General features: G+C 29.5%; 17 protein-coding genes. 7 read left to right on the top strand and 10 right to left on the bottom strand.

Going from position 1 to position 21564, the window contains the following annotated elements:
• Positions 1-12: 12 nt before the first annotated feature.
• Positions 13-669, top strand: coding sequence for an energy-coupling factor ABC transporter ATP-binding protein (locus CC87_RS08195; RefSeq protein ID WP_038058030.1), 657 nt, complete (start codon positions 13-15; stop codon positions 667-669).
• Here CC87_RS08195 and CC87_RS08190 read toward each other — a convergent pair.
• From CC87_RS08190 to CC87_RS08175, 4 genes are all read right to left on the bottom strand, one after another.
• Complete coding sequence (locus tag CC87_RS08190) at positions 664-1311, bottom strand: potassium channel family protein (RefSeq protein ID WP_038058028.1); 648 nt, start codon at positions 1309-1311, stop codon at positions 664-666. The two genes, CC87_RS08195 and CC87_RS08190, sit on opposite strands and share 6 nt — an antisense overlap.
• The gene (locus tag CC87_RS08185) at positions 1308-2636 is read right to left on the bottom strand and encodes a TrkH family potassium uptake protein (RefSeq protein WP_038058025.1); all 1329 of its coding nucleotides are present in this window, start codon (positions 2634-2636) and stop codon (positions 1308-1310) included. The genes CC87_RS08190 and CC87_RS08185 overlap by 4 nt, the downstream gene beginning before the upstream one ends.
• A 29-nt stretch (positions 2637-2665) precedes the next feature.
• A complete protein-coding gene (locus CC87_RS08180; protein WP_051920808.1) occupies positions 2666-3046 on the bottom strand; it encodes an ArsR/SmtB family transcription factor in 381 nt (126 codons plus the stop codon).
• Between the two features lie 68 nt (positions 3047-3114).
• Entirely contained in the window at positions 3115-4119 is a 1005-nt protein-coding gene (locus CC87_RS08175; protein WP_211248415.1) for a ketopantoate reductase family protein, read from the bottom strand.
• A gap of 176 nt (positions 4120-4295) precedes the next feature.
• On the opposite strand from CC87_RS08175, the gene tsaA reads away from it, so the two are divergent.
• Together tsaA and truD are read left to right on the top strand one after the other, a co-directional pair.
• A complete protein-coding gene (tsaA, locus tag CC87_RS08170; protein WP_038058022.1) occupies positions 4296-4718 on the top strand; it encodes a tRNA (N6-threonylcarbamoyladenosine(37)-N6)-methyltransferase TrmO in 423 nt (140 codons plus the stop codon).
• 70 nt (positions 4719-4788) lie between these two features.
• The gene (gene truD, locus CC87_RS08165; RefSeq protein WP_084222240.1) at positions 4789-5928 is read left to right on the top strand and encodes a tRNA pseudouridine(13) synthase TruD; all 1140 of its coding nucleotides are present in this window, start codon (positions 4789-4791) and stop codon (positions 5926-5928) included.
• 175 nt (positions 5929-6103) lie between these two features.
• Here the strand turns inward: truD and gltB are convergent, their stop codons facing one another.
• Positions 6104-10501 (bottom strand): glutamate synthase large subunit, encoded by a 4398-nt coding sequence (gene gltB / locus CC87_RS08160; protein ID WP_038058018.1) that lies wholly within the window; start codon positions 10499-10501, stop codon positions 6104-6106.
• A 203-nt stretch (positions 10502-10704) separates the two neighbouring features.
• Here gltB and CC87_RS08155 point away from each other — a divergent pair, with 203 nt between their 5' ends.
• The 3 genes from CC87_RS08155 (at position 10705) to CC87_RS08145 (ending at position 14409) form a co-directional block, all read left to right on the top strand.
• Complete coding sequence (locus CC87_RS08155; RefSeq protein ID WP_038058015.1) at positions 10705-12402, top strand: NAD+ synthase; 1698 nt, start codon at positions 10705-10707, stop codon at positions 12400-12402.
• A 284-nt stretch (positions 12403-12686) separates the two neighbouring features.
• Positions 12687-12896, top strand: a complete 210-nt coding sequence (locus CC87_RS09230; RefSeq protein WP_038058012.1) for an ammonium transporter — start codon at positions 12687-12689, stop codon at positions 12894-12896.
• Positions 12897-13071: 175 nt separating this feature from the next.
• Positions 13072-14409 carry a glutamine synthetase family protein gene (locus tag CC87_RS08145; RefSeq protein WP_038058009.1) on the top strand — a complete coding sequence of 446 codons (1338 nt, stop codon included), beginning with the start codon at positions 13072-13074 and terminating at the stop codon, positions 14407-14409.
• Positions 14410-14432: 23 nt separating this feature from the next.
• Here CC87_RS08145 and nifA read toward each other — a convergent pair whose 3' ends face one another.
• From nifA to CC87_RS08130, 3 genes are read right to left on the bottom strand one after another with little or no spacing between them, the layout of a single operon-like run.
• A complete protein-coding gene (nifA, locus tag CC87_RS08140; RefSeq protein WP_038058006.1) occupies positions 14433-15956 on the bottom strand; it encodes a nif-specific transcriptional activator NifA in 1524 nt (507 codons plus the stop codon).
• Positions 15957-15974: 18 nt separating this feature from the next.
• The gene (locus CC87_RS08135) at positions 15975-16394 is read right to left on the bottom strand and encodes a hypothetical protein (protein WP_038058004.1); all 420 of its coding nucleotides are present in this window, start codon (positions 16392-16394) and stop codon (positions 15975-15977) included.
• On the bottom strand, positions 16395-17579 hold the full coding sequence (locus CC87_RS08130; protein ID WP_038058062.1) for a P-loop NTPase: 1185 nt from the start codon (positions 17577-17579) through the stop codon (positions 16395-16397).
• Positions 17580-17775: 196 nt separating this feature from the next.
• On the opposite strand from CC87_RS08130, the gene phoU reads away from it, so the two are divergent.
• Complete coding sequence (gene phoU, locus CC87_RS08810) at positions 17776-19122, top strand: phosphate signaling complex protein PhoU (protein WP_051920805.1); 1347 nt, start codon at positions 17776-17778, stop codon at positions 19120-19122.
• On the opposite strand, the gene lepB is transcribed toward phoU, so the two are convergent.
• Together lepB and lepA are read right to left on the bottom strand one after the other, a co-directional pair.
• Positions 19123-19734, bottom strand: a complete 612-nt coding sequence (gene lepB, locus CC87_RS08120) for a signal peptidase I (RefSeq protein ID WP_038058001.1) — start codon at positions 19732-19734, stop codon at positions 19123-19125.
• A gap of 17 nt (positions 19735-19751) precedes the next feature.
• Positions 19752-21542 carry a translation elongation factor 4 gene (lepA, locus tag CC87_RS08115; RefSeq protein ID WP_342666631.1) on the bottom strand — a complete coding sequence of 597 codons (1791 nt, stop codon included), beginning with the start codon at positions 21540-21542 and terminating at the stop codon, positions 19752-19754.
• Positions 21543-21564 lie beyond the last annotated feature (22 nt).

Raw genomic sequence — 21564 nt, 5'->3', positions numbered from 1 at the left:
AAAAGGCTAATTATGGAAGATATATTAATAAAATTGGAAAACATTACTTTTAGTTATAATTCTTTTCCAGTTTTAAAAAATATTAATTTTGAAGTTAGGGTAGGGGATAAAGTCGGTTTAGTCGGACCTAACGGAGCAGGAAAAACTACTTTACTTTATATTATTACAGGATTTTTAAGACCTCAAAAAGGGAAAATAATAATTTTAGGAAAAGAAAGAAAAAAAGAAAAAGATTTTATAGAAGTAAGACAAAAGATTGGTCTACTTTTTCAGGACTCTGATTCCCAATTATTTTGTCCCACAGTAAAAGAAGATATAGCTTTTGGTCCTCTAAATCTTGGAAAAAGTAAAGAAGAAGTTTTAAAAATAGTGCAAAATATATCTGATTTATTTAATATACATCATTTACTTGAAAGACCTATTTACAAACTCTCAGGAGGAGAAAAAAAATTAGTGGCTCTGGCAGGAATTTTTGCTATGAATCCCATTTGTTATCTTCTTGATGAACCTTCTGCAGGACTTGATGAAAAAACCAAATTTAAACTTATAGAATTTTTAAAAAATTATGTTAAAAATTGTGTTATTGTTTCTCATGATAAAGAGTTTTTAAAGGAGATTGCAAATAAAACTTATTATTTAGAAAAAGATAAATTTTATAAAATTTTATAACTTTAATATCCTCTCAGCTTTACCCAGTATTAAAAGGACATCATTTTCCATAAATTTTTCTTCAGCAGGAGGGTTTATTATAACATTATCTCCTCTTTTTATAGCTAATACTGTAATTTTATATTTTTTTCTTAAATCCAAGTCTTTTAGAGATTTATTTATAAAATATGAAGGCACTTTTATTTCAAATATACTATAATCTTCAGCAAAAGGTATTTCTTCAATAAAACCACCTATTAAAAGTGAATGAGCTAATCTTATAGCCATATCTCTTTCTGGATAAATCACCCTTGTTGCACCGAGTTTTTCAAGAATTTTACCATGAATAGAGGTTGCAGCTTTAGCTATAATTTCTTTTACATCTAATTCTAAAAGCTGAACCACAATTAAAATACTTGCTTCTATATTCTCTCCAATACTGACTATAGCTACATCCACATTAGCAATACCTGATTCTCTAAGGGCTTTTTCATCTGTAGCATCAAGAATAAAGGCTTTAGAAACCAGATCTGAAATAGCCTTAACTCTTTCTTCGTTTATATCACAAGCTATTACTTCAGCTCCTGCTTCAGCTAATAATTTAGCTACATTGGAACCAAATCTTCCTAAACCTATAACTCCAAAAACTTTTTTAACCTTCATAAGTATAACCTCGCTTCTGGATGTTTAATATACCTTATTTTTTCTTTTCCAGCTATAGCCAACATAAAACTTAAAATACCAACTCTTCCTACAATCATTGTTAAAATTATTAATAATTTACCAATGTTAGAAAAATCTGCACAAAAACTTAATCCTTGAGAATTTCCTATAGAAAGTCCAACTGTGGAAAAAGCAGAAATCACTTCAAATAAAGTAGCAAGAAAGGGCTTTTCTTCCAATTCACTAAGTAACAAAGCCATAAAAGTAGTATAAAAAAATCCTAAGCTCAATATTATCATAGCCCTGTGGATTTGGTTATCTTTTATGCTTCTATTAAAAACTACTACCTCTTTATATCCTCGGATATAAGAATATACTGAAAGCAAAATAACTACCATGGTAATTGTTTTTATACCACCTCCTGTACCTCCAGGAGAAGCACCTATAAACATTAAGCATATCAGAGAAAATAGAGAGCCTTCTGAAAATCTGGATAAATCTATAGTATTAAAACCAGCTGTTCGGGCTGAAATACTATGAAAAAAGGAAATTAAAAATTTCTCTTTAAAAGTTAGGTCACTCCAGTTAAAAACATTTATAAATAATATTAATGCTCCCAGAAATATAAATATAATTGAACTTAAAAGAACCAATTTAGTATGAATACTCAACATTTTAATTTCTTTTTTAATGTATAATAATAATTCATCTAATACATAAAAACCCAACCCTCCTAAAATAATAAGCAAAGCAATTATAAAATTAATAAAAAAATTGTTTCTAAATTGTATAAAATTATCAGGAAAAATTGAAAAACCGGCATTATTAAAGGCTGAGATAGAATGAAAAAAAGCAGCAAAAAAAGCAAAATTAAAATCTTTAAATTTAAAAAGGAAAGGAAAGAATAATAAAATTGTTCCTATAAATTCTATTAAAATAATTATAGGAAAAACTTTTTTTAAAAATTTAACCAAACCATAAATTTCTGAGATATTTAAAGATTCTGCTAAAATAAGTCTTTCTCTTAATCCTATTTTTCTTTTAAGAGTAATTAAAAAATAAGTAGTAAAAGTTAGGTAACCTAAACCACCAATTTGAATAAGAAAAAGAATTATTAATTTACCTAAAAAAGTAAAATCTTTTGCAGTATTGAGAACAATAAGACCTGTAACTGTTACTGCAGAAGTGGCAGTAAAAATTGCATCCAAAAAATGAATAGGTTTATTTACTGAAAAGGGCAAATAAAGTAAAATAGCTCCAATTAAGATTAAAATTAAATAGGAAATTAATATTATTCTATGGGGAGTTAATTCTAATAAACGCACAAGAAATTATTATCACGATTTTATTAAATTTAAAGATATTTTTTAAAATTTTTAACTTGTGAAGGCAACTCCACACCGTTAAAAGAAAAAGTAGGAGTAGTTTTTTTAATCAAATTATTATAAAAAGGATAATCTTTTATGGTATCTAAAATCGTTTCCAGAATTTTTTCAATAAACTCACTTTTAGGAGCTAAATAATAAATAATAAAAAATCTTTCTTTTTTAAAATTTACTATACCTGCTTCAGCAAGAATCTGTAAGTGTCTTGAAATAGTAGGTTGGGAGAAACCAATAATATTAGAAAGTTCGCATACACAATGAGGACGAAAAGAAAGTAAAGTAATTATTTTAAGTCTTGTTTCATCAGATAAAGCTTTTAAAATCTTAGCTATATCTTTAAATGATTTCATTAAAGCCTCCTTTTCAAAAGGATCTATTTACAAATTATAGCTAATTAGTTAAATTTCAAGATTTTTAATTATTTAAAAACTAATTTTTCTTTAGCTTTTATTAAATTAGTAATAACTTGATTTATCCCAGCTTTTAAACCAGCTTTTTTAGCCAATTCAACAATAGCTCCATTTAGAGCATCAATTTCTGTTTTTTTCCCTGATTTTATATCATAATACATAGAAGGATAATGCTTAGCAGTAGGAGGTATTAATTTTTCATAAAAAATTTTTTTATACTCTTCAGAGTTTTTCCAGTTAAGTTTTATATTATTTGCTTTAGTAACTTCAAAGATCTCATCTATGATTTTATTCATAATCCATCTTGTTTCTTCCATCTCAGCCAGATCTCCATAACTACACTCAAGAAGTGCTCCCAAAGGATTTAAAGCAGAGTTGTAAAGAATTTTATCCCATAAAATAGCATACACATCTTCAGAAACACGGGTTGGGATACCTGCATTGGTAAGCATATTAGCTATGTTTTCTAAAGTAGTTTTATCAATAGCTTTATCAGGTTGTCCTATAACTACATCATCAGCGATAACTGTGACTTCTGCTAAAGCTGGTTTTATAACTCTTGCTCCAAAAATAACCCTTCCTAAAATAACTTTTTCTTTTCCTAAGATTTTACTGGCTATTTCATAGTTTCCATAGCCATTTTGGGCAAGGAGAACCAAAGTATCAGGCTTTATAATTTCTTTAATTTGATAAATTGCTTTTTCTGTATCAAAAGCCTTTACTGTAAGAATGATTAAATCCAAGAATTTTTCTTTTAAATCTTTTAATTCATAAAAGAATTCATTTACTTCTGCTTCTTTTTCGCCAAATAAACCTATGATTTTTAACTTTTTATTTTTAAATTTAGAGAGATGCTCTTTTTTAATAAAAGCATATACATTATGGCCTGCATTTTTTAAACAGGTAGCAAATACAGTTCCTAAAGCACCTAATCCAAAAACAAGGATATCCATAAAACCTCCTTCCAAAAGTTCTGCTATTTTTCTTCCTCTTTTCTTTCCATATTCTAACATGGTGTTAAGAAATTTTGAATCTATTCCTTTACCTTTTTATCCCTTTTAATATAACTATTTGAAATATCGTTTAATGTCTTTATAGGTAGTGTATCATAAACATTTTTAAAATTCTGTGATATAATTTAATTTATAAAAAACCACTATTGAAATTAAGGGAAAACAAGGAGTTTAAAATGGAAAAACAATCTCAAGAAGAGTTTATTTTTAAACCAATTGGTTATGTTAAGACCTCCGCTATTGAAATCCCGAGGCATTGGAGTTATTCTAAAGTAGAAGGAGAACTTATTATAAACCCTGAATATAAAGATGGACTTAAAGATATAAAACCTGGAGATAAAATAGTAGTGCTTTTTTGCTTTCATAAATCACCTTCTTTTACAAAAGATAAACTTATTCAAAAACCTCCTCATAAAGATAGTCCTAAAGGAGTTTTCAGCCTTTGTTCTCCTATAAGACCTAATCCTATAGGACTTTCAGTTCTTGATGTGCTGGATGTAAAAGATAATATTATAAAAGTTAAAAGAATAGATATGTTTGACGGAACTCCGATTTTAGATATTAAACCTTTTAAAGCTTATTCTGAAGCAGAAAATTAATTTTATTTCAAATATTTAGTTTTAAAAATTAAAAAATAATTTTAAATATGTGAAATAATTTTTTTATATTATGAGTTATTTAAAATTGTTAAAAGGGAAAATAAAAACTCATCCAGAAGAATTTAGAGTTGAAGAAGTAGTGGATTTAAAATTAGAAGAGCAGGGGGAATATAGTTATTATAAACTTACTAAAAGGAACATTAACACATTTTTAGCTTTAGATTTAATTGAAAAATACTGGAAAATTTCAAGAGATAGAATAGGTTTTTGCGGATTAAAAGATAAAAGAGCTATAACCATTCAATATATTTCTATAAAAAACGGTCCTGAAAAAGATCTAACAGGTTCTAATTTTAAATTAGAATATATAGGGAAGGGGAGTAAGCCTTTAAAATTAGGAGATGCTAAAGGAAATATTTTTACCATTACTTTAAAAAATGTTAATCCTGAAAGGATTATTAAAAATTTAAATAAGCTTAAAGGAATTGGTTTTGCCAATTATTTTGGAGAACAAAGGTTTGCCCCTGATTTATATATGAAAAAGCCTTTAGTGAAATATTTTTTAGATAAAGATTATGAAGGTGCTTTGAAAGAATATTTTACCCAACATCCTGGTAAAAAAAGAATTCTCAAAAAATTCTGGGGTAATTGGGAGGAATTTTTTAAAGAGGCAGGACATTTATCTACTATAGAAAAAAGAGTCTTAATAACATACATTAAAAAACAGAATGCAGAAAAAGTCTTTAAAATATTTCCTAAGTCTTTGAAATTATTATTCTTTTTTTCTTATCAGAGTTTACTATGGAATAGAATTTTAACAAATTTTATTAAAAAAGTAACACATCACTTTTGTTTGCCTTTTATTCGTAAAGAAAAAATTTGTTTCTATAAAGAACTTTCTCCAATTTTAAAAAATTTTAAAGATTTTGAATTGCCATTTATTAGTTCTGAAGTATTGAATTGGGATGGTCCAGAGATTATAAAAAAAGAAATTTTGAAAATAATTAAAGAAGAAAAATTAGAGGATGTTTTGGAAGCTGAGGCCTTAGGATTAAAAATTTTTACCTCTGGAACAAGGAAAATTATGGTTTTTCCAGAAGGTATGAAAATAATTAATTATGACTGTAAAGTATTTACTTTTAGATTTTTTCTTCCTTCCGGAAGCTATGCTACTGTTTTTTTGTTAAACTTGTTAAGTTTTAGAGATTAGGGATTTACAATTTTTTGCAACTTTTTACAATCTTTTACATTTAAATAATTAACTTCCGATAATGTATATTATGTAAAATCGATTAGATACCACAAACTTATTTAATTCTTCAAGTAAAATCCAAACTTTTATATATTTCAGATAAAGCTAAGTTCTATCTGTTAAATTAATTCTTTTATCCTTCTTCTCCTGGCTCTTTGACTTCAGGTATGTGTTTTTGATATTGTTCTAAAGGAATAATTTTAAAAAACATTTCTACAAATTTATCATAATTCTCAAGAATATGCTTAGCCCAAGGACTTTCTGTATATTTATAATGTTTTTTAATTAAATTTTTTAATTCAATATATTCATCCTCAGTAAGAAGTTGTCTTAAAGTAACATAGGAATAATTAACTTTTTTCTCAATATTGCCATCTAAATTTAAAACATAGGCATATCCTCCTGTCATACCTGCACCAAAGTTAAATCCTACATTTCCAAGAACTACCACAATTCCCCCTGTCATATATTCACAGCAATGAAGCCCTGCTCCTTCCACTACTGCTATAGCTCCACTATTTCTTATAGCAAACCTTTCACCCGCTTTTCCTGCAGCAAAAAGTTCTCCTCCAGTAGCACCATAAAGACAGGTATTTCCCATAATAACATGATTTTGAGTGTCTTCTATATCAGCAGGTTTTAAAATAATTCTTCCTCCATTCATTCCTTTTCCTACATAATCATTAGCCTCTCCAATTAAAGTAAGAGACATTCCCTTATGATTAAAAGCTCCAAAACTCTGCCCAGCAGTCCCAATAAAAGTAAGATTAATAGTATCTTCAGGAAGTCCCTGATCTTTATATTTTACAGCTATGTAATAATTAAGTCTGGTAGGTATGCTTCTATCTATATTTTTTATCTCATATTCTCTAAAAACCTTTTCTCCTTTTTCTATAAAAGGTTTAATCTCTTCTTCAAGCCTTTTAGCAAGTTCTGATCTTCTGGGATTATCATTTCTATCAATAAGACATTTCAAAGGTTTATCTTTGGTATAATTTTCTATTAAAAACTCTTTAAGTTTTATTCTTTTAGAACCAGGAAATTCTTCATAAGTTCTTATTTCCAAAAGATTTCTTTTTCCAATTATTTCATTAAGACTTCTAAATCCCATTTCTGCTAAAATCTCTCTTACTTCTTGAGCTACTGCTTTAAAATAAGCCATTACCTCTTCTACTTTGCCCTTAAATCTCTTTCTATACTCTGGATCCTGAGTTGCAATTCCCATAGGACATCTATTAGTATGGCATTTTCTGTCCATTACACATTTTAGAGCTACTAAAGCTGCTGTACCAAATCCGTATTGCTCTGCTCCAAAAAGTGCTAAGATTATAACATCTTTTCCTGTTCTTATAGCACCATCAGCTTTAATTATTACTTTATCTCTAAGATTATTTTCCATTAAGATTCTTTGGGTCTCAGCAAGACCAATTTCCCAGTAATTTCCAGCATGTTTAATAGAAGAATAAGGGCTTGCTCCTGTACCACCTTCTCCTCCGCTAATCTTAATTACATCTGCATAACCCTTAGCAACTCCTGCAGCAATTGTTCCTACTCCTATTTCTGATACCAACTTTACACAGACCTTAGCCTGTGGGTTGGCTTCTTTAAGATCGTTAATAAGCTGAGCCAGATCTTCTATGGAATAAATATCATGATGAGGCGGAGGAGAAATTAAAGTAACTCCAGGTTGAGAATGTCTTAATTTGGCTACATATTCATTAACTTTATGACCAGGAAGTTGCCCGCCTTCTCCAGGCTTGGCTCCTTGGGCTATTTTTATCTCTATCTCTTTTGCAGAAGCCAAATAAGTGGGAGTAACCCCAAACCTTCCAGAAGCTACCTGTTTAATAGCAGAATTTTTAACAGTCCAATATCTTGCTGGATCTTCCCCTCCTTCTCCAGAATCACTCTTCATTCCAAGTCTATTAGCTGCTTCAGCCAAAGTCTCATGAGCTTCTGGAGATAAAGCTCCTAAGGACATAGCACTAATTACAAATCTTTTTAAAATTTCCTCTACAGGTTCAACTTCTTCAATGGAAATTGGATTTTCAGCCTTTTTATAGGTTAATAAATGCCTTATAAAGGCTGGACGGATATTATTGGCAATTTTTGAAAATTCTTTATAATCTTTATAATCTTGAGTTTTTAAAAATTTATGAAAAGCTCTGACAACCTCAGGAGACCAAGCATGCCATTCTCCACCTTTTTTGAATCTCATCTCTCCACCAACATCAAGTTTGGGCTCAACAGATTCAAAAGCAGATTTATGCCTTCTCAAGAGACTATTTTCTACTTCTTTTATTCCATCTGCTTCTATAGTAACAGGAGTTCCAGGAAAATATTTTTCAACAAAATCTTTATTTAAACAAACAGTTTCAAAAATTTTTCCTATATAATAAGAGCTTAGAGTAGAAATCCCCATTTTAGACATTATTTTTAAAATTCCAGCTTCTAAAGCTTTTTTATAATTTAAAATCGCTTGTTCATAACTATGTTTTACAAGACCTTTTTGACAAAGTTCATAAATAGTTTCATAAGCTAAATAAGGATAAATAGCCGAAGCTCCATATCCTATAAGACAGCAAAACTGATGAGTGTCTCTAGCTTCTCCTGTTTCTAAAACTAAAGAAGCTTTTGTAGCTAAGCTTTTATTTAAAAGATGAGTGAAAACTGCAGAAATAGCCAATAAACTGGGAATTGCTATTTTATCTTTATTAATATCTTTATCAGAAAGAATAACTATTTCTACGCCTTTAGAAATTTCTTCTTCAACCTTTTGACATAGCTGATTTATAGCTTCTTCTAAAAAAGAATTTTTAGGATAGGTTATAGAAACTTTACTAACTTTGATTTTATTTTGATTTTCTATAGCCGAAAATTCATAAGGTAATAAAACAGGACTTTCAATTTCTAATTTTCTGGCATGTTCTTCAGTTTCTTTTAAACAATTACCTTTGGCTCCCAAAGACATTCTTAGAGACATAATGCTTTTTTCTCTAATAGGGTCTATAGGAGGGTTGGTAACCTGAGCAAATCTCTGTTTAAAATATTTAAAAAGTAAAACAGGTCTTTCAGAAAGAGGAGGAATAGGGGTATCATCTCCTGTAGAAAAAGTAACCTCTTTTCCTTCATTAGCCATATAAGAAAGAATATTTTCTAATTCCTCTTGAGTATAACCAAAAGCTATTTGTTTCCTAATTCTTTCTTTATCTTCTTGAGGATGATTTATAGTTGAATTTTGAACAATTTTAGAAAGTCTTACCAGATATTTTTTAATCCAGTCTTTATAAGGTTTGGAGGCTGAGAGTTCTTTTAAAATTTCATCAGTTTTTTTTACTTTTCCAGAAAAGAGTTCCACTATTATAGTATCTCCAGGTCCTAACCTACCCTTTTCTTTTATCTTTTTACCAGAAAGATCTATCATTCCTACTTCAGAGCCAAGAACCATTATTCCATCTTCTGTAAGTATGTATCTGCAAGGTCTCAAGCCATTTCTATCAAGATGAGCCCCAATCACTTCACCATCAGTAAAAGCTATTGCAGCAGGACCATCCCAAGGTTGCATCATAAAAGATTGAAATTCAAAAAATAAACGAATTTCTTCTGGCATATCTGGAACATTTTCCCAAGCAGGAGGAATTAGCATATTAATAACATGGGCTGGAGAATATCCAGCCAGACATAAAAGTTCAAAAACTCTGTCTAAGGAAGCAGAATCACTTTCTTCCAAAGAAACCAAAGGTTTAACAAGTTCTATTTTTTCTCCAAATAATTCATGTTCAAATTCATTTTGTAAAGCGAGAATAAGGTTTCTATTACCTTGTAAAGTATTTATTTCTCCATTATGAGCCAAATATCTAAAAGGTTGAGCTAAAGTCCAATCTGGAAAGGTATTAGTAGAATATCTTTGATGAAAAAGACAAATAGAGGATTCTATTCTTTCATCCCTTAATTCAATATAAAATTTATCCAATTGGGGAGCAACCAACATACCTTTATAAACCAAAGTTCTTGCAGAAAGAGAAGCAATATATACCTTTTCTGCCAGATCTGGATCTTTTTCTATCTGTCTTCTTAAAAAATAAAGCTCTAATTCTACCCTATTTTTTTCTACTTTTTCAGTATCTAAAAGAAGATGAAAAATCTTAGGCATGACTTGCAAAGCAGAATCTCCAACAGCAGAGGTATCTATAGGAACTTCTCTCCAGGAAATTAATTTAAAAGGAGATCTATTAATATGTTTTTCTATTTTATTTTTAACATCTTTATAGAGAAAAACTGCTCCTACAGCTAAATTATTTATATCTGAAATTTCTAAGGAATTTTCTTTTAAATAGTCTCCAAAAAATTTCTTAGGGATGTTTATAAGTATTCCAGCACCATCCCCTGTCTTTCCATCTCCTCCTATAGCCCCTCTATGTGTAAGATTTTTAACTGCCTCTATCCCCCATTTTACTATTTGATAACTTTCTTTGTTATTTATATCACAAACAAACCCTACTCCACAAGCATCAAATTCTAAATAATTCATTTTAAGACCCCTTTATTTAAAATTTTTATTTAAAAATTCTTTTTTTTTAAAATAAATAATTATAATTTATATTCCTGATTTTCCAAGATAAAATAAGAGGAATTTTATTTTTAAAACCTATTTTCACATTTAAAATTACAAAAAATTTGTTAAATATTTATAAAAACCCTTACAATTTTAAAAAAATATTATACATTTTTAATATGCGATTTTTAAATATAACCTTAGCTCAAATTGATCCTATAATAGGAGATTTTAAATATAATTTAAATAAAATTTTAGATATTTGGAAGAAATATGACGAAAATTCACATTTAGTAGTTTTTCCTGAATTTTCTATTTGTGGTTACCCTCCAGAAGATTTGTTATTGAGACTAGATTTTATTTTAGAGTGTCAAAAAACCCTTAAAGAACTTCTTGAAATGTCCCAAAATTTAAATTCTATTGGAGTTATAGGAACTCCTTATTATGAAAATGACCTATTTAATGCTTTAATCCTTATATATAAAGGAAACATTATAGGTAAGTATTATAAATGCTATTTACCAAATTATTCTGTTTTTGATGAAAAGAGATATTTTAAAAAAGGAAATAGACCAGTTCTTTTAAATTTAAATAATATTAAGATTGGCTTTTCTATTTGTGAAGATATTTGGTATCCTGATGGTTGGGAAAGATTATATGCTTCCTTAGGTGCAGAGGTTTTTATCAGTATTAATGCCTCCCCTTATCATGTAGGTAAATATCAGTTTAAAGAAAATTTTCTTAAAGCACGAGCTGAAGATAATATAGCTTATTTAGTTTATATAAATATGGTAGGAGCTCAGGATGAACTTGTTTTTGATGGAAGAAGCTTAATAATTGATCCAGAAGGAAATATAATTGCAAGATTAAAAGCCTTTGAAGAAGATATACAAACCGTAAGTCTGGAAATCAGTAAAGTTGAAAGAAAAAGGCTTATAAATATTCGTCTTAGAGAAATACAATTTATGGAAGACAGTGTTGATATTATAAATTTAAAAAATAAAAGAAATATTTTAGAAAATAAAAAAGGAGGGATTGAAAAAAATCCAGAATTTGAAGAGGAGATCTACAAAGCCATTATCACAGGTATTAGAGATTATGTTTATAAAAATGAATTTAAAAAAGTTGTTTTAGGACTTTCAGGAGGCATAGATTCTTCCTTAGTTGCTTGTTTAGCAGTAGATGCCTTGGGCAAAGAAAATGTTATAGGTGTTTTTATGCCTTCTCAATTTACTTCTAAAGAAAGTAAAGAAGATGTTGAAGAGTTGGTTAGAAATTTAGAAATTTCTTTTTATATTTACTCTATTGATAAAATTTTTGAGATATTTAGAGATATTTTAAATTTCCCGAATTTTACAGTGGCTGATGAAAACTTACAAGCCAGAATAAGAGCAAATATTCTTTTTTATCTTTCTAATAAATTAGGAGCCTTGGTTTTATCTACATCTAATAAAAGTGAATCTGCTGTAGGGTATACTACTATTTACGGCGATATGGCAGGAGGTTTTAGCCCTTTAAAAGATGTTTATAAAACCTGGGTCTATAAATTAGCCCAATATCGTAATTCTATAAAACCTGATATACCTGAAAGAGTTTTTAAAAAACCTCCTTCCGCAGAATTAAAACCTGATCAAACAGATCAAGACACTTTACCTCCTTATGAAATACTTGATAAAATTTTACAATTATTTATAGAGGAAGGCCTTTCTGAAAAAGAAATAATTCAAAGAGGTTTCAAAAAAGAAATAGTTAATAAAGTTTTTAAAATGATTAAAATTGCAGAATTTAAAAGAAAACAAGCACCTATTGGACCCAAAATTACTTCCAGAGCTTTTGGCAAAGATTGGCGAATGCCTATAACTTCTAAATTCTTTTAATTCAGACTCTTTTCCATTATTGTTCCGTTTTTAATAAAAAAATTCTGGGGCTTAGTATATATTGAAACATTATTAGTTTTATCAATTTTTGAAAAGTTTTTACATTATTATTTTTTTAAAACATTATTGTAACAAAATAAATTCCTCCAAGCTTTATAATTTCTTGAATCTAAATTGGCATATATATTGCAATATTTTATATAAAAAATAAAAAAATAAAGGAGGGAGTCCTATACTTCTTATTTCAAAAATATAAATAATAATTATTGCAGGAGGAAAAAAAGATGAAGTTAAAAAGGATTGGGTTTATAAGTTTACTAAGTGTTCTCTGTTTTAATAATCTGACTTTAGTTCAAGAAACTGCTAAAATTAACACAGGAGATACTGCCTGGCTTTTAGTTGCTTCTGCTTTTGTTATGTTAATGACTCTACCAGGTCTTGCTCTATTCCTGTTGCCCATTGGGTCTGGGATGGTGGTTTCCTCTCTAAATTAGGTGCTTTGGATTTCACAGGTGAAAATTTTTTAGAATAAACAACAAATTTGTTATTGATACAAAATTGTTATAAAAATGTGCTTAAAAACTTTATTAAAGGTTAGATTTAATAAAGGGTTAAGTAGGCATATATTTTGTTTATTAAAAAACTAAAACTAAGAAAGGAGGCGGTATTATGATCAAAAAGAAACCCAGAGATAAGAAAGATGTGATGGAACTTATCAAACAGTATGATGTAAAGTTTGTAAGATTTTGGTTTACTGATGTTTTGGGACAGCTTAAAAGCTTTGCAGTTCCTGTAGAGGAGTTGGATGTTGCTTTTGAAGAAGGAATGGGTTTTGATGGATCCTCTATAAAAGGTTTTTCTCCTATTGAAGAATCAGACATGATTGCTATTCCTGATCCGACGACATTTACCATTTTACCTTGGAGACCAAAAGAAAAAGCTGTTGCCAGAATGTTCTGCGATATTTATAGACCTGATGGTTCTCCTTATGAAGGAGATCCAAGATATGTATTAAAAAGAAATCTTGAAAAAATGAAAGAAATGGGATTTACTAATTTTTATTTAGGTCCTGAGCTTGAATATTTTTACTTTAAAAATGATCAGGGAACCGAAATTTTGGATAGAGGTAGTTATTTTGACTACCCTATGGATGCTGCAGAAGACTTAAGAAGAGAAACCATCTTTTGTTTGGAACAAATGGGAATAAGAGTTGAATATTCTCACCATGAGGTTGCCCCTTCGCAGCATGAAATTGACTTAAGATATGCTGATGCTTTAGAAATGGCTGATATTGTAATGACTTACAGAATTGTTGTTAAGGAAGTTGCCAAAAAATATGGATTTTATGCTACTTTTATGCCAAAACCTATTTTTGGTGAAAACGGAAGTGGTATGCATACCCATCAATCTCTTTTTAAGGGAGATAAAAATGCTTTTTTTGATCCTAACGATAAATATCACCTTTCAGATATAGCTAAGAAATACATAGCTGGTCTTTTAACTCATATTAAAGAGATTACCTTGGTTCTCAATCAATGGGTTAATTCTTATAAAAGACTTGTTCCAGGATATGAAGCACCGGTGTATATTTCTTGGGCAAGAAGAAACCGCTCAGCTCTTATTAGAGTTCCTATGTATAAACCTGGTAAAGAGAAAGCAACTCGTATAGAGCTTAGAAGTCCTGATCCTGCATGTAATCCTTATCTTGCTTTTGCCTGTATGCTTGCTGCAGGTCTTGAAGGAATTAAAGAAGGTTATAAACTTCCTGAACCTATAGAAAAAGATATTTTCCATATGAGCGAAGAAGAAAGAAGATCCTTAGGTATTGATAATTTACCTGGTAGTCTTGGTGAAGCTATTGAATATGCAGAAAAAAGCGAACTTCTTAAAGAAACATTGGGAGATCATATTTTTAAAGAATTAATTATTGCTAAGAAGATGGAATGGGATAAATATAGGGTTCAAGTCTTTCCTTATGAATTAGAAAAATATCTTCCAATATTATAAAACTTTTGGGGGCTTTTGCCCCTTTACATTAATCCATATTTTTTTATTTTATAATTAATTTGTCTTTTTGTAAGACCAAGCATTTTAGCAGCTTTGGTTTGATTATAATTGCAGGATTTCAATGCTTCTTCTATAGCTTTTTTTTCAATAAGCTCAAGTTGATAAGTAAGTGATTCTCCAGATTTTATTCTTATTATTTTGGGATTTTCTTCTTGCTTTATATAAAAAGGAAGATCATTTAAAGTTATTTCTTCTCCTTCAGCAAGAACAACCAATCTTTCTATTGTATTTTCCAGTTCTCTTACATTTCCAGGCCAAGAATAATTTATAAGTTTTTTCATAGCTTCTTGATTTATGTTAAGATTTCTGTCATATTCCTTGTTGAACTTTTTTAGAAAATAATCAATTAAAAGAGGTAGATCTTCTTTTCTTTCTCTTAAAGGAGGAAGGTAAATTGGAATAACGTTCAATCTGTAGTACAAATCTTCTCTAAAAGAACCATTTTTTACCATATCTTCCAAGTTTTTATTAGTAGCAGCTATAATTCTTACATCCACCTTTATTGGCCTGGTTCCTCCTATCCTTTCAAAAGTCCTATCCTGAATTACTCTTAAAAGCTTAGCCTGAAGAGAAAGAGGTAAATCTCCTATTTCATCTAAAAAGATAGTTCCTCCGTTTGCTAATTCAAATTTTCCAGGCTTGGAGATCAAAGCACCAGTAAAAGAACCCTTTTCATAACCAAAAAGTTCAGCTTCAAGTAAATTTTCTGGTATAGCTGCACAATTTATAGCTATAAAAGGACCTTTAGCTCTATCACTTTCATAATGAATAGCACGGGCTATTAATTCTTTTCCTGTTCCACTTTCTCCTGTTAAAAGGATTGTAGCTTTACTTTTGGCTGCTTTTAAAGCTATTTTAAAAACTTCTTGCATTTTATCAGATATTCCTACTACATTTTGTAATTTGTATTTTTTCTTAAGCTCTAAGGATAATCTTTCTTTCTCAGCTTTTTCTTTATTAAATAATTGATAAAGTTTCAGATACTGAGCTATAAGTGCGGCAACAATATTCAAAACTCTAATATCTTCTTCCAGATCAATTTCTTCACTAAAAATCCTATCAACTGAAAAAACTCCTAAAATCTCCTCTTCTATTTTTAAAGGAACACATAAAAAAGATATATTATCTTTATTTAATCTTGCTCCTGTTCTATTTAAAAACAGGGGTTCTTTACCAATATTTGGGATTATCATAGGTTCTCCGGTTTGAAAAACTCTTCCAACTATACCCTCCCCTATTTTATATTTACCTCTTTTTATTTGCTCTTTTGTGAGTCCATAAGCAACTGCAATTTGAAGTGTATTGGTATCAGAATCATAAAGAGTAATAGTTGCCCTTTGCATGTCCAAAATATCAGAAAGAACCTTTAAAGCTTTTTCAAGATTGGTTTTTAAATCAAAAGAAGAACTTAAAATTTTGCTGATTTCAAAAAGAGCTGTAAGTTCTTTATTTTTTCTTTCTAATAATTCCGAAGGTTGAAATTTCATATTTAATATTATATCATGTTAATCTGATTTATAAATAATTTTTTCAATCTCTTTCCAAACCCTTTCTTTTATTAAAATAACTGTTACTTTTTTAACATCCTTTGAAATCAATTTCTTGTATAAATTGGCATAACTTTTTTCTCCCCATCCTTTATAGCTTATTATTAAAACAAGTTTTTTACACTTTATTTTTTTTAAAAAACAAGTTACAGGGGGACAATTAAAAGTCCATTTTGGAAAACAAAGAATAACGGTATCATTTGTAGGTGGTTCAAAAATAGCTTTTAAAGATAAATAAGGTATAAAAGATAAAAATAACCAAAGGAGATAAGGCAATTTATAACTTTTTATCTCCTTTGGTTTTATATTAAAAATTTTTCCAATAAATTCTGCTATTTTCTTTGAAGTTCCTGTAAAAGTAAAATAATAAACTTCCACTTATTGGTTTTGTACTTTGATAAGTTCATTTATTAAATTATCAGGAGCTTCCTGGGGAGAATCTGTTAATAATATTATTATACCATTATCAGAAAGATAATCAGCCAATTCTTTGGGCGGATTGAATAAAATAATATGAGTAGCTACTTGTTCTTTAAGGAAATCCAATAAATCTTGATTTTCTGGTTTTTTAATTACATCTTTTACTAAAATTTTTCCATTTTCAATATCATAAATAGCATACATATCTGCTTTATTTATATCAGCCTCCATTTTATTAGGAGGTGTATCCACAGGAATGGCTACTCTCATATACCTTCCTTCTAAAACATCTCTTTCCATTTCTTCAGTAGCTGATATTATTTTTCTGATTAATTCTTCAAAAGCTTTAGCTGTAGGGCTTTCAGGATAAGCAGCAATAAATGGCCTTCCAGTATCTCCAGTATCTACCACACGTGGATCAATAGGAATTCTCCCTAAAAATCTAAGCCCAAGTTCTTGGGCTAATTTTTCTCCTCCCCCTTTTTTAAAAAGATCTATAGGTTTACCACAATGAGGGCAAATAAATCCACTCATATTTTCTACAATACCAAGAATTCTCATTTTTGTTTTCTGGCAAAATCTGATAGATTTTTTAACATCTATTAAAGAAACTTCTTGAGGAGTTGTAACTATAAGAGCATAAGCATCTGGAATAGTTTTAGCAACAGTAAGAGGCTCATCTCCTGTTCCAGGAGGTGCATCAATTACTAAATAATCAAGTTCTCCCCAATCTATATCTCCTATAAATTGTCTTATAGCAGAATGTTTTAAAGGCCCTCTCCAAATAACAGCTGCATCTTCTGAAGGAAGTAAAGGTTCTATAGAAAGAAATTTAAGGTTTGGAGAGTATTTAATTGCTCCTATTTTGCCATCAGGCTTTCTTGAAAGTTTTAAATCTCTTGCTCCAAGCATTTTGGGAATGTTAGGACCATGTAAATCTACATCTAATAATCCTACCATAAAATCCTGCAAAGATAAACCAATAGCTACATTAACAGACACAGTGCTTTTCCCTACCCCTCCTTTTCCTGACATTACCATTATTTTATATCTGATTTTAGAAAGTTGTTCTCTTATCTTTTTATCCTGCTGATCCATTAAAAAATGTTTTTCTTTAACTGGGTTTTTCTCTTTTTGATCCATTTCAGAAGCTCCTCCTTTCAAAATTTTAAAGACTATTTTAATATCAACTAAAATTTTGTCAAATTCATTTTTTTTATTGTTTAAAATGTTTGTAATAAATTTTTTTAGCAAAAAGTTTTTAAAATTGGTTATAATTTTGACTTAACAAAAAGGTATATTATAATTTTATAATATTAACAAAAAATCGGAGGCATATATGACCCGTTTGATGTTAGAAAAAGAATTGCAGGTTTTAAAAAACCTTCTAACAGATATGGCTAAAAATGTAGATGAAATTGTTAATGGAGCTATTTTAGCTATAGAGAAATTAGATTCTGGTTTAGCTCAGAAAGTCATAGATGCAGATGACCAAATAGATTATTATGAACATATGGTTTCTCAAACTGTTCTTGAAATTATAGCTTTGCAACAACCTGTAGCCAAAGATCTAAGATTTGTGATTACCTCTATTGATATAGCCAGAAACTTAGAAAGAACTGCTGATCAAGCTGTAAATATAGCTTTTAGAGTTTCAAATTTGGTTAAATATCAAAACAACTCAATTCCTCAATGCAAGGTTGAAATAGAAACTATGGCTAATGAAGCTTTAAAAATGCTCCACTCTGCTATTAATGCTTTTGTTACAGAAAACACTCAAAAGGCTCGTTATGTAATAGAATATGATTCTATAGTAGATAAATTGCAAACAGAACTTATATCCCAAGTAAAAAGTTGTATGAAAAAAGGTGATCCTAGATTTATAGAAACCGGTGTAGATTATATTATTGTAATTCAAAATCTTGAAAGAATAGCAGATTTAGCTACTAATATTGCAGAAGGAGTTATTTTTACAGTTGAAGGTAGGATAGTCAAATTAGAAAAAGAAATAGAAAAATTTAAGGAATTAAAAAATATAGTTTTAAAGGATCTTCCGATTTTTGATCTATTAAAAAAACATGCTCATTTAGTTTTAGAGTGTGTTGAAAGACTTTCTTTATCCTTAGAAGCTTATTATAACAACGATCTTAATAGATTAAAAGAAATAGCAAAACATATTTTTGATATAGAAAAAGAAGCAGATAAACTTAAACAAAACATTAGAGGTCATTTACCCAAGGGTATTATTCTTCCTGTAGAAAGATTTGAATTGTTTTTATATTTAAAAGAACAGGATGCTATTGCAGATGTTGCTGAAGAAATTCTCAATTGGCTTTCCTTCAAACATGTTAATTTGCCACAGGATTTACATAAAAATATTGAAAACCTTTTGATAAAAAGTATAGATTCTTTAAAATATCTGGAAGATTTAATAAATTTTTCAGCGGATTTCTTGCTTAACAAAAATGAAGAAAGCAGAAATCAAGCTAAAGAACTGGTGAGAAAAATTAGATATGCCCAGTATATAGCAGAGGATTTTGGCAATACAGTAAAAAAGGAGATTTTTAATAAAATAGAAGATGCTCTTACACTTTTTTATACTCTAAAATTGGTGGATCTAATCTTAGGGATTGCCCACCATTCTGAGAATACTGCAGATTTAATGAGAGCTATGATAGCTAAGTAATTAATTTATAAGCTTTCCAATCCGATTAAATCTTATTCTAAAATGTTTAGAATCCCAGGAAAAATATATTATCATTGCACTTCCTTTTAAATATTTTATAGGAACAAATCCCCAAAATCTGCTATCATAGCTTTGATCTCTATTATCTCCCATAACAAAAATTTCACCTGGAGGAACCTTTATAGGTCCAAAATTATCTCTGGGACTAACCTCCTTAGGATAAATAGTTGGATCTGTATGTATAACATAGGGTTCTTTTAAAAGTTTGCCATTTACATATACTTTTTTATTAACTATTTCTATAGTATCTCCAGGAAGTCCTATTACTCTTTTAATAAAATCCAGTTTTTTATCCCGAGGCCATGTGAAAACTACAATTTCTTGTCGTTTAGGTAGTCTTCTAAAATAAATAAAATCATTTTTAACAGGATTTTTTATACCAAAAGAAAGTTTATTTACTAAGATATAATCTCCTACCAGCAATGTTGGAATCATAGAACCTGAAGGTATTTTATAAGCCTGAACTATAAAAGTGCGTATAAATAAAGCTAAAAGAAAAGCAATTAAAATGCTTTTAACCCATTCTAAAATTTTACTTTTAGCAGGTTCCATTTTAATATCTCCTTTCTTTAAATTTTTAACACCGCTAAAAAAGCCTCTTGTGGAATCTCTACCTGTCCTATAGCTTTTAATCTCTTTTTACCTTCTTTTTGTTTTTCCAAAAGTTTTTTCTTTCTGGTAACATCCCCTCCATAACATTTTGCAAGAACATCTTTTCTTAAAGGTGGTATCCTTTCACGTGCAATTATTTTACTTCCTATAGCAGCCTGAATTACCACTTCAAAAAGCTGTCTTGGAATTACTTCTTTTAATTTAGTTGTAAGCTCTCTTCCTCTATAATAAGCCTTTTCTCTATGAACAATTAAAGAAAGAGCATCTACAGGTTGTTTGTTTATTAAAACATCCATTTTCACTAAATTTCCAGGTTTATATCCAATAAATTGATAATCTAAAGACGCATATCCTCTGGAATAACTTTTTAATTTATCATAAAAATCTAAAACTACTTCGCTAAAAGGCAGCTCATAAACTAAAACACATCTCTCAGGTGTAATGAATCTTATTTCTTTTTGAACACCTCTTTTTTCCTCACACAATTTAATTAAAGCTCCTAAATATTCCTTAGGAGTGTATATTTCTGCTCTTATATAAGGTTCTAAAACTTCCTCAATAAGTCCAGGATCTGGCCAATCTGCAGGGTTTTCTACTTCTATTTCTTTACCATTTCTTAGTTTTATTCTATATTTAACTGATGGAGCGGTGGAGATTAAATTCAATTTAAATTCTCTTTCCAGTCTTTCCTGGACAATTTCCATGTGAAGAAGTCCCTGAAATCCACATCTAAAACCAAAGCCCAAAGCTGCAGAAGTCTCCATTTCATAAGAAAAAGCAGGATCATTTAACCAGAGTCTTTCTATTGCCTCTCTTAAATCATCAAAATCATCACTATCTACAGGGAAAATACCTGCAAAAACAACAGGTTTTCTTTCTTTAAAACCAGGTAAAGGTTCAACCTGTGCATTAGCCTCAGTAATTGTGTCTCCTATTTTAGCCTCTCTAACTTCTTTTATTCCAGCTGCTATAAATCCTACTTCTCCTGCAAATAAAGCATCCAAGGAACTTGCTTCTGGAGCAAAAACTCCAACCTTGGTAACTTCATAAACTCTTCCTGTAGAAAGAAATTTTATTTTCATTCCAGGATAGATCTTTCCATCTACTACTCTTATCAAAACTACCACTCCTAAATATGGATCATACCAAGAATCAAAAACAAGAGCTCTTAAAGGTTTATTTCTATCACCCTTAGGAGACGGAATTCTCTCCACAATAGTTTCTAAGAGTTTTTCTATTCCAATACCTAATTTAGCACTTACCAAAATGGCATCATCAGCAGGAAGACCTACTATTTCTTCTATTTCTTTTTTGGTTTTTTCAATATCTGCTTGAGGAAGATCTATTTTATTAATTACAGGTATAATTTCTAAGTTGTTTTCCAGAGCTAAATAGACATTTGCAAGAGTTTGGGCTTCTACTCCTTGAGAAGCGTCAACCACTAACAAAGCCCCTTCACAAGCAGCAAGAGCACGAGATACCTCATAAGTAAAATCTACATGCCCAGGAGTATCTATAAGATTAAGCTGATAAACCTCTCCGTTTTTTTTCTGATAATAAAGTCTTACAGCCTGAGCTTTAATAGTGATCCCTCTTTCTCTTTCAAGATCAAGCTTATCTAAATATTGTTCCCTCATTTCTCTTGCAGAAACAGCACCAGTAATTTCAAGTAAACGGTCTGCAAGCGTAGATTTCCCATGATCTATATGTGCTATTATACTAAAATTTCTAATTTTTTCCTGTGGTATAGCTTTCATAGCAATTAAAAAA

It is taken from the genome of Thermodesulfobacterium hydrogeniphilum (assembly GCF_000746255.1).
GTDB lineage: Bacteria > Desulfobacterota > Thermodesulfobacteria > Thermodesulfobacteriales > Thermodesulfobacteriaceae > Thermodesulfobacterium > Thermodesulfobacterium hydrogeniphilum.
The sequence above is the reverse complement of the archived record's forward strand: the minus strand, read 5'-3'. Positions and strand labels throughout refer to the sequence as shown.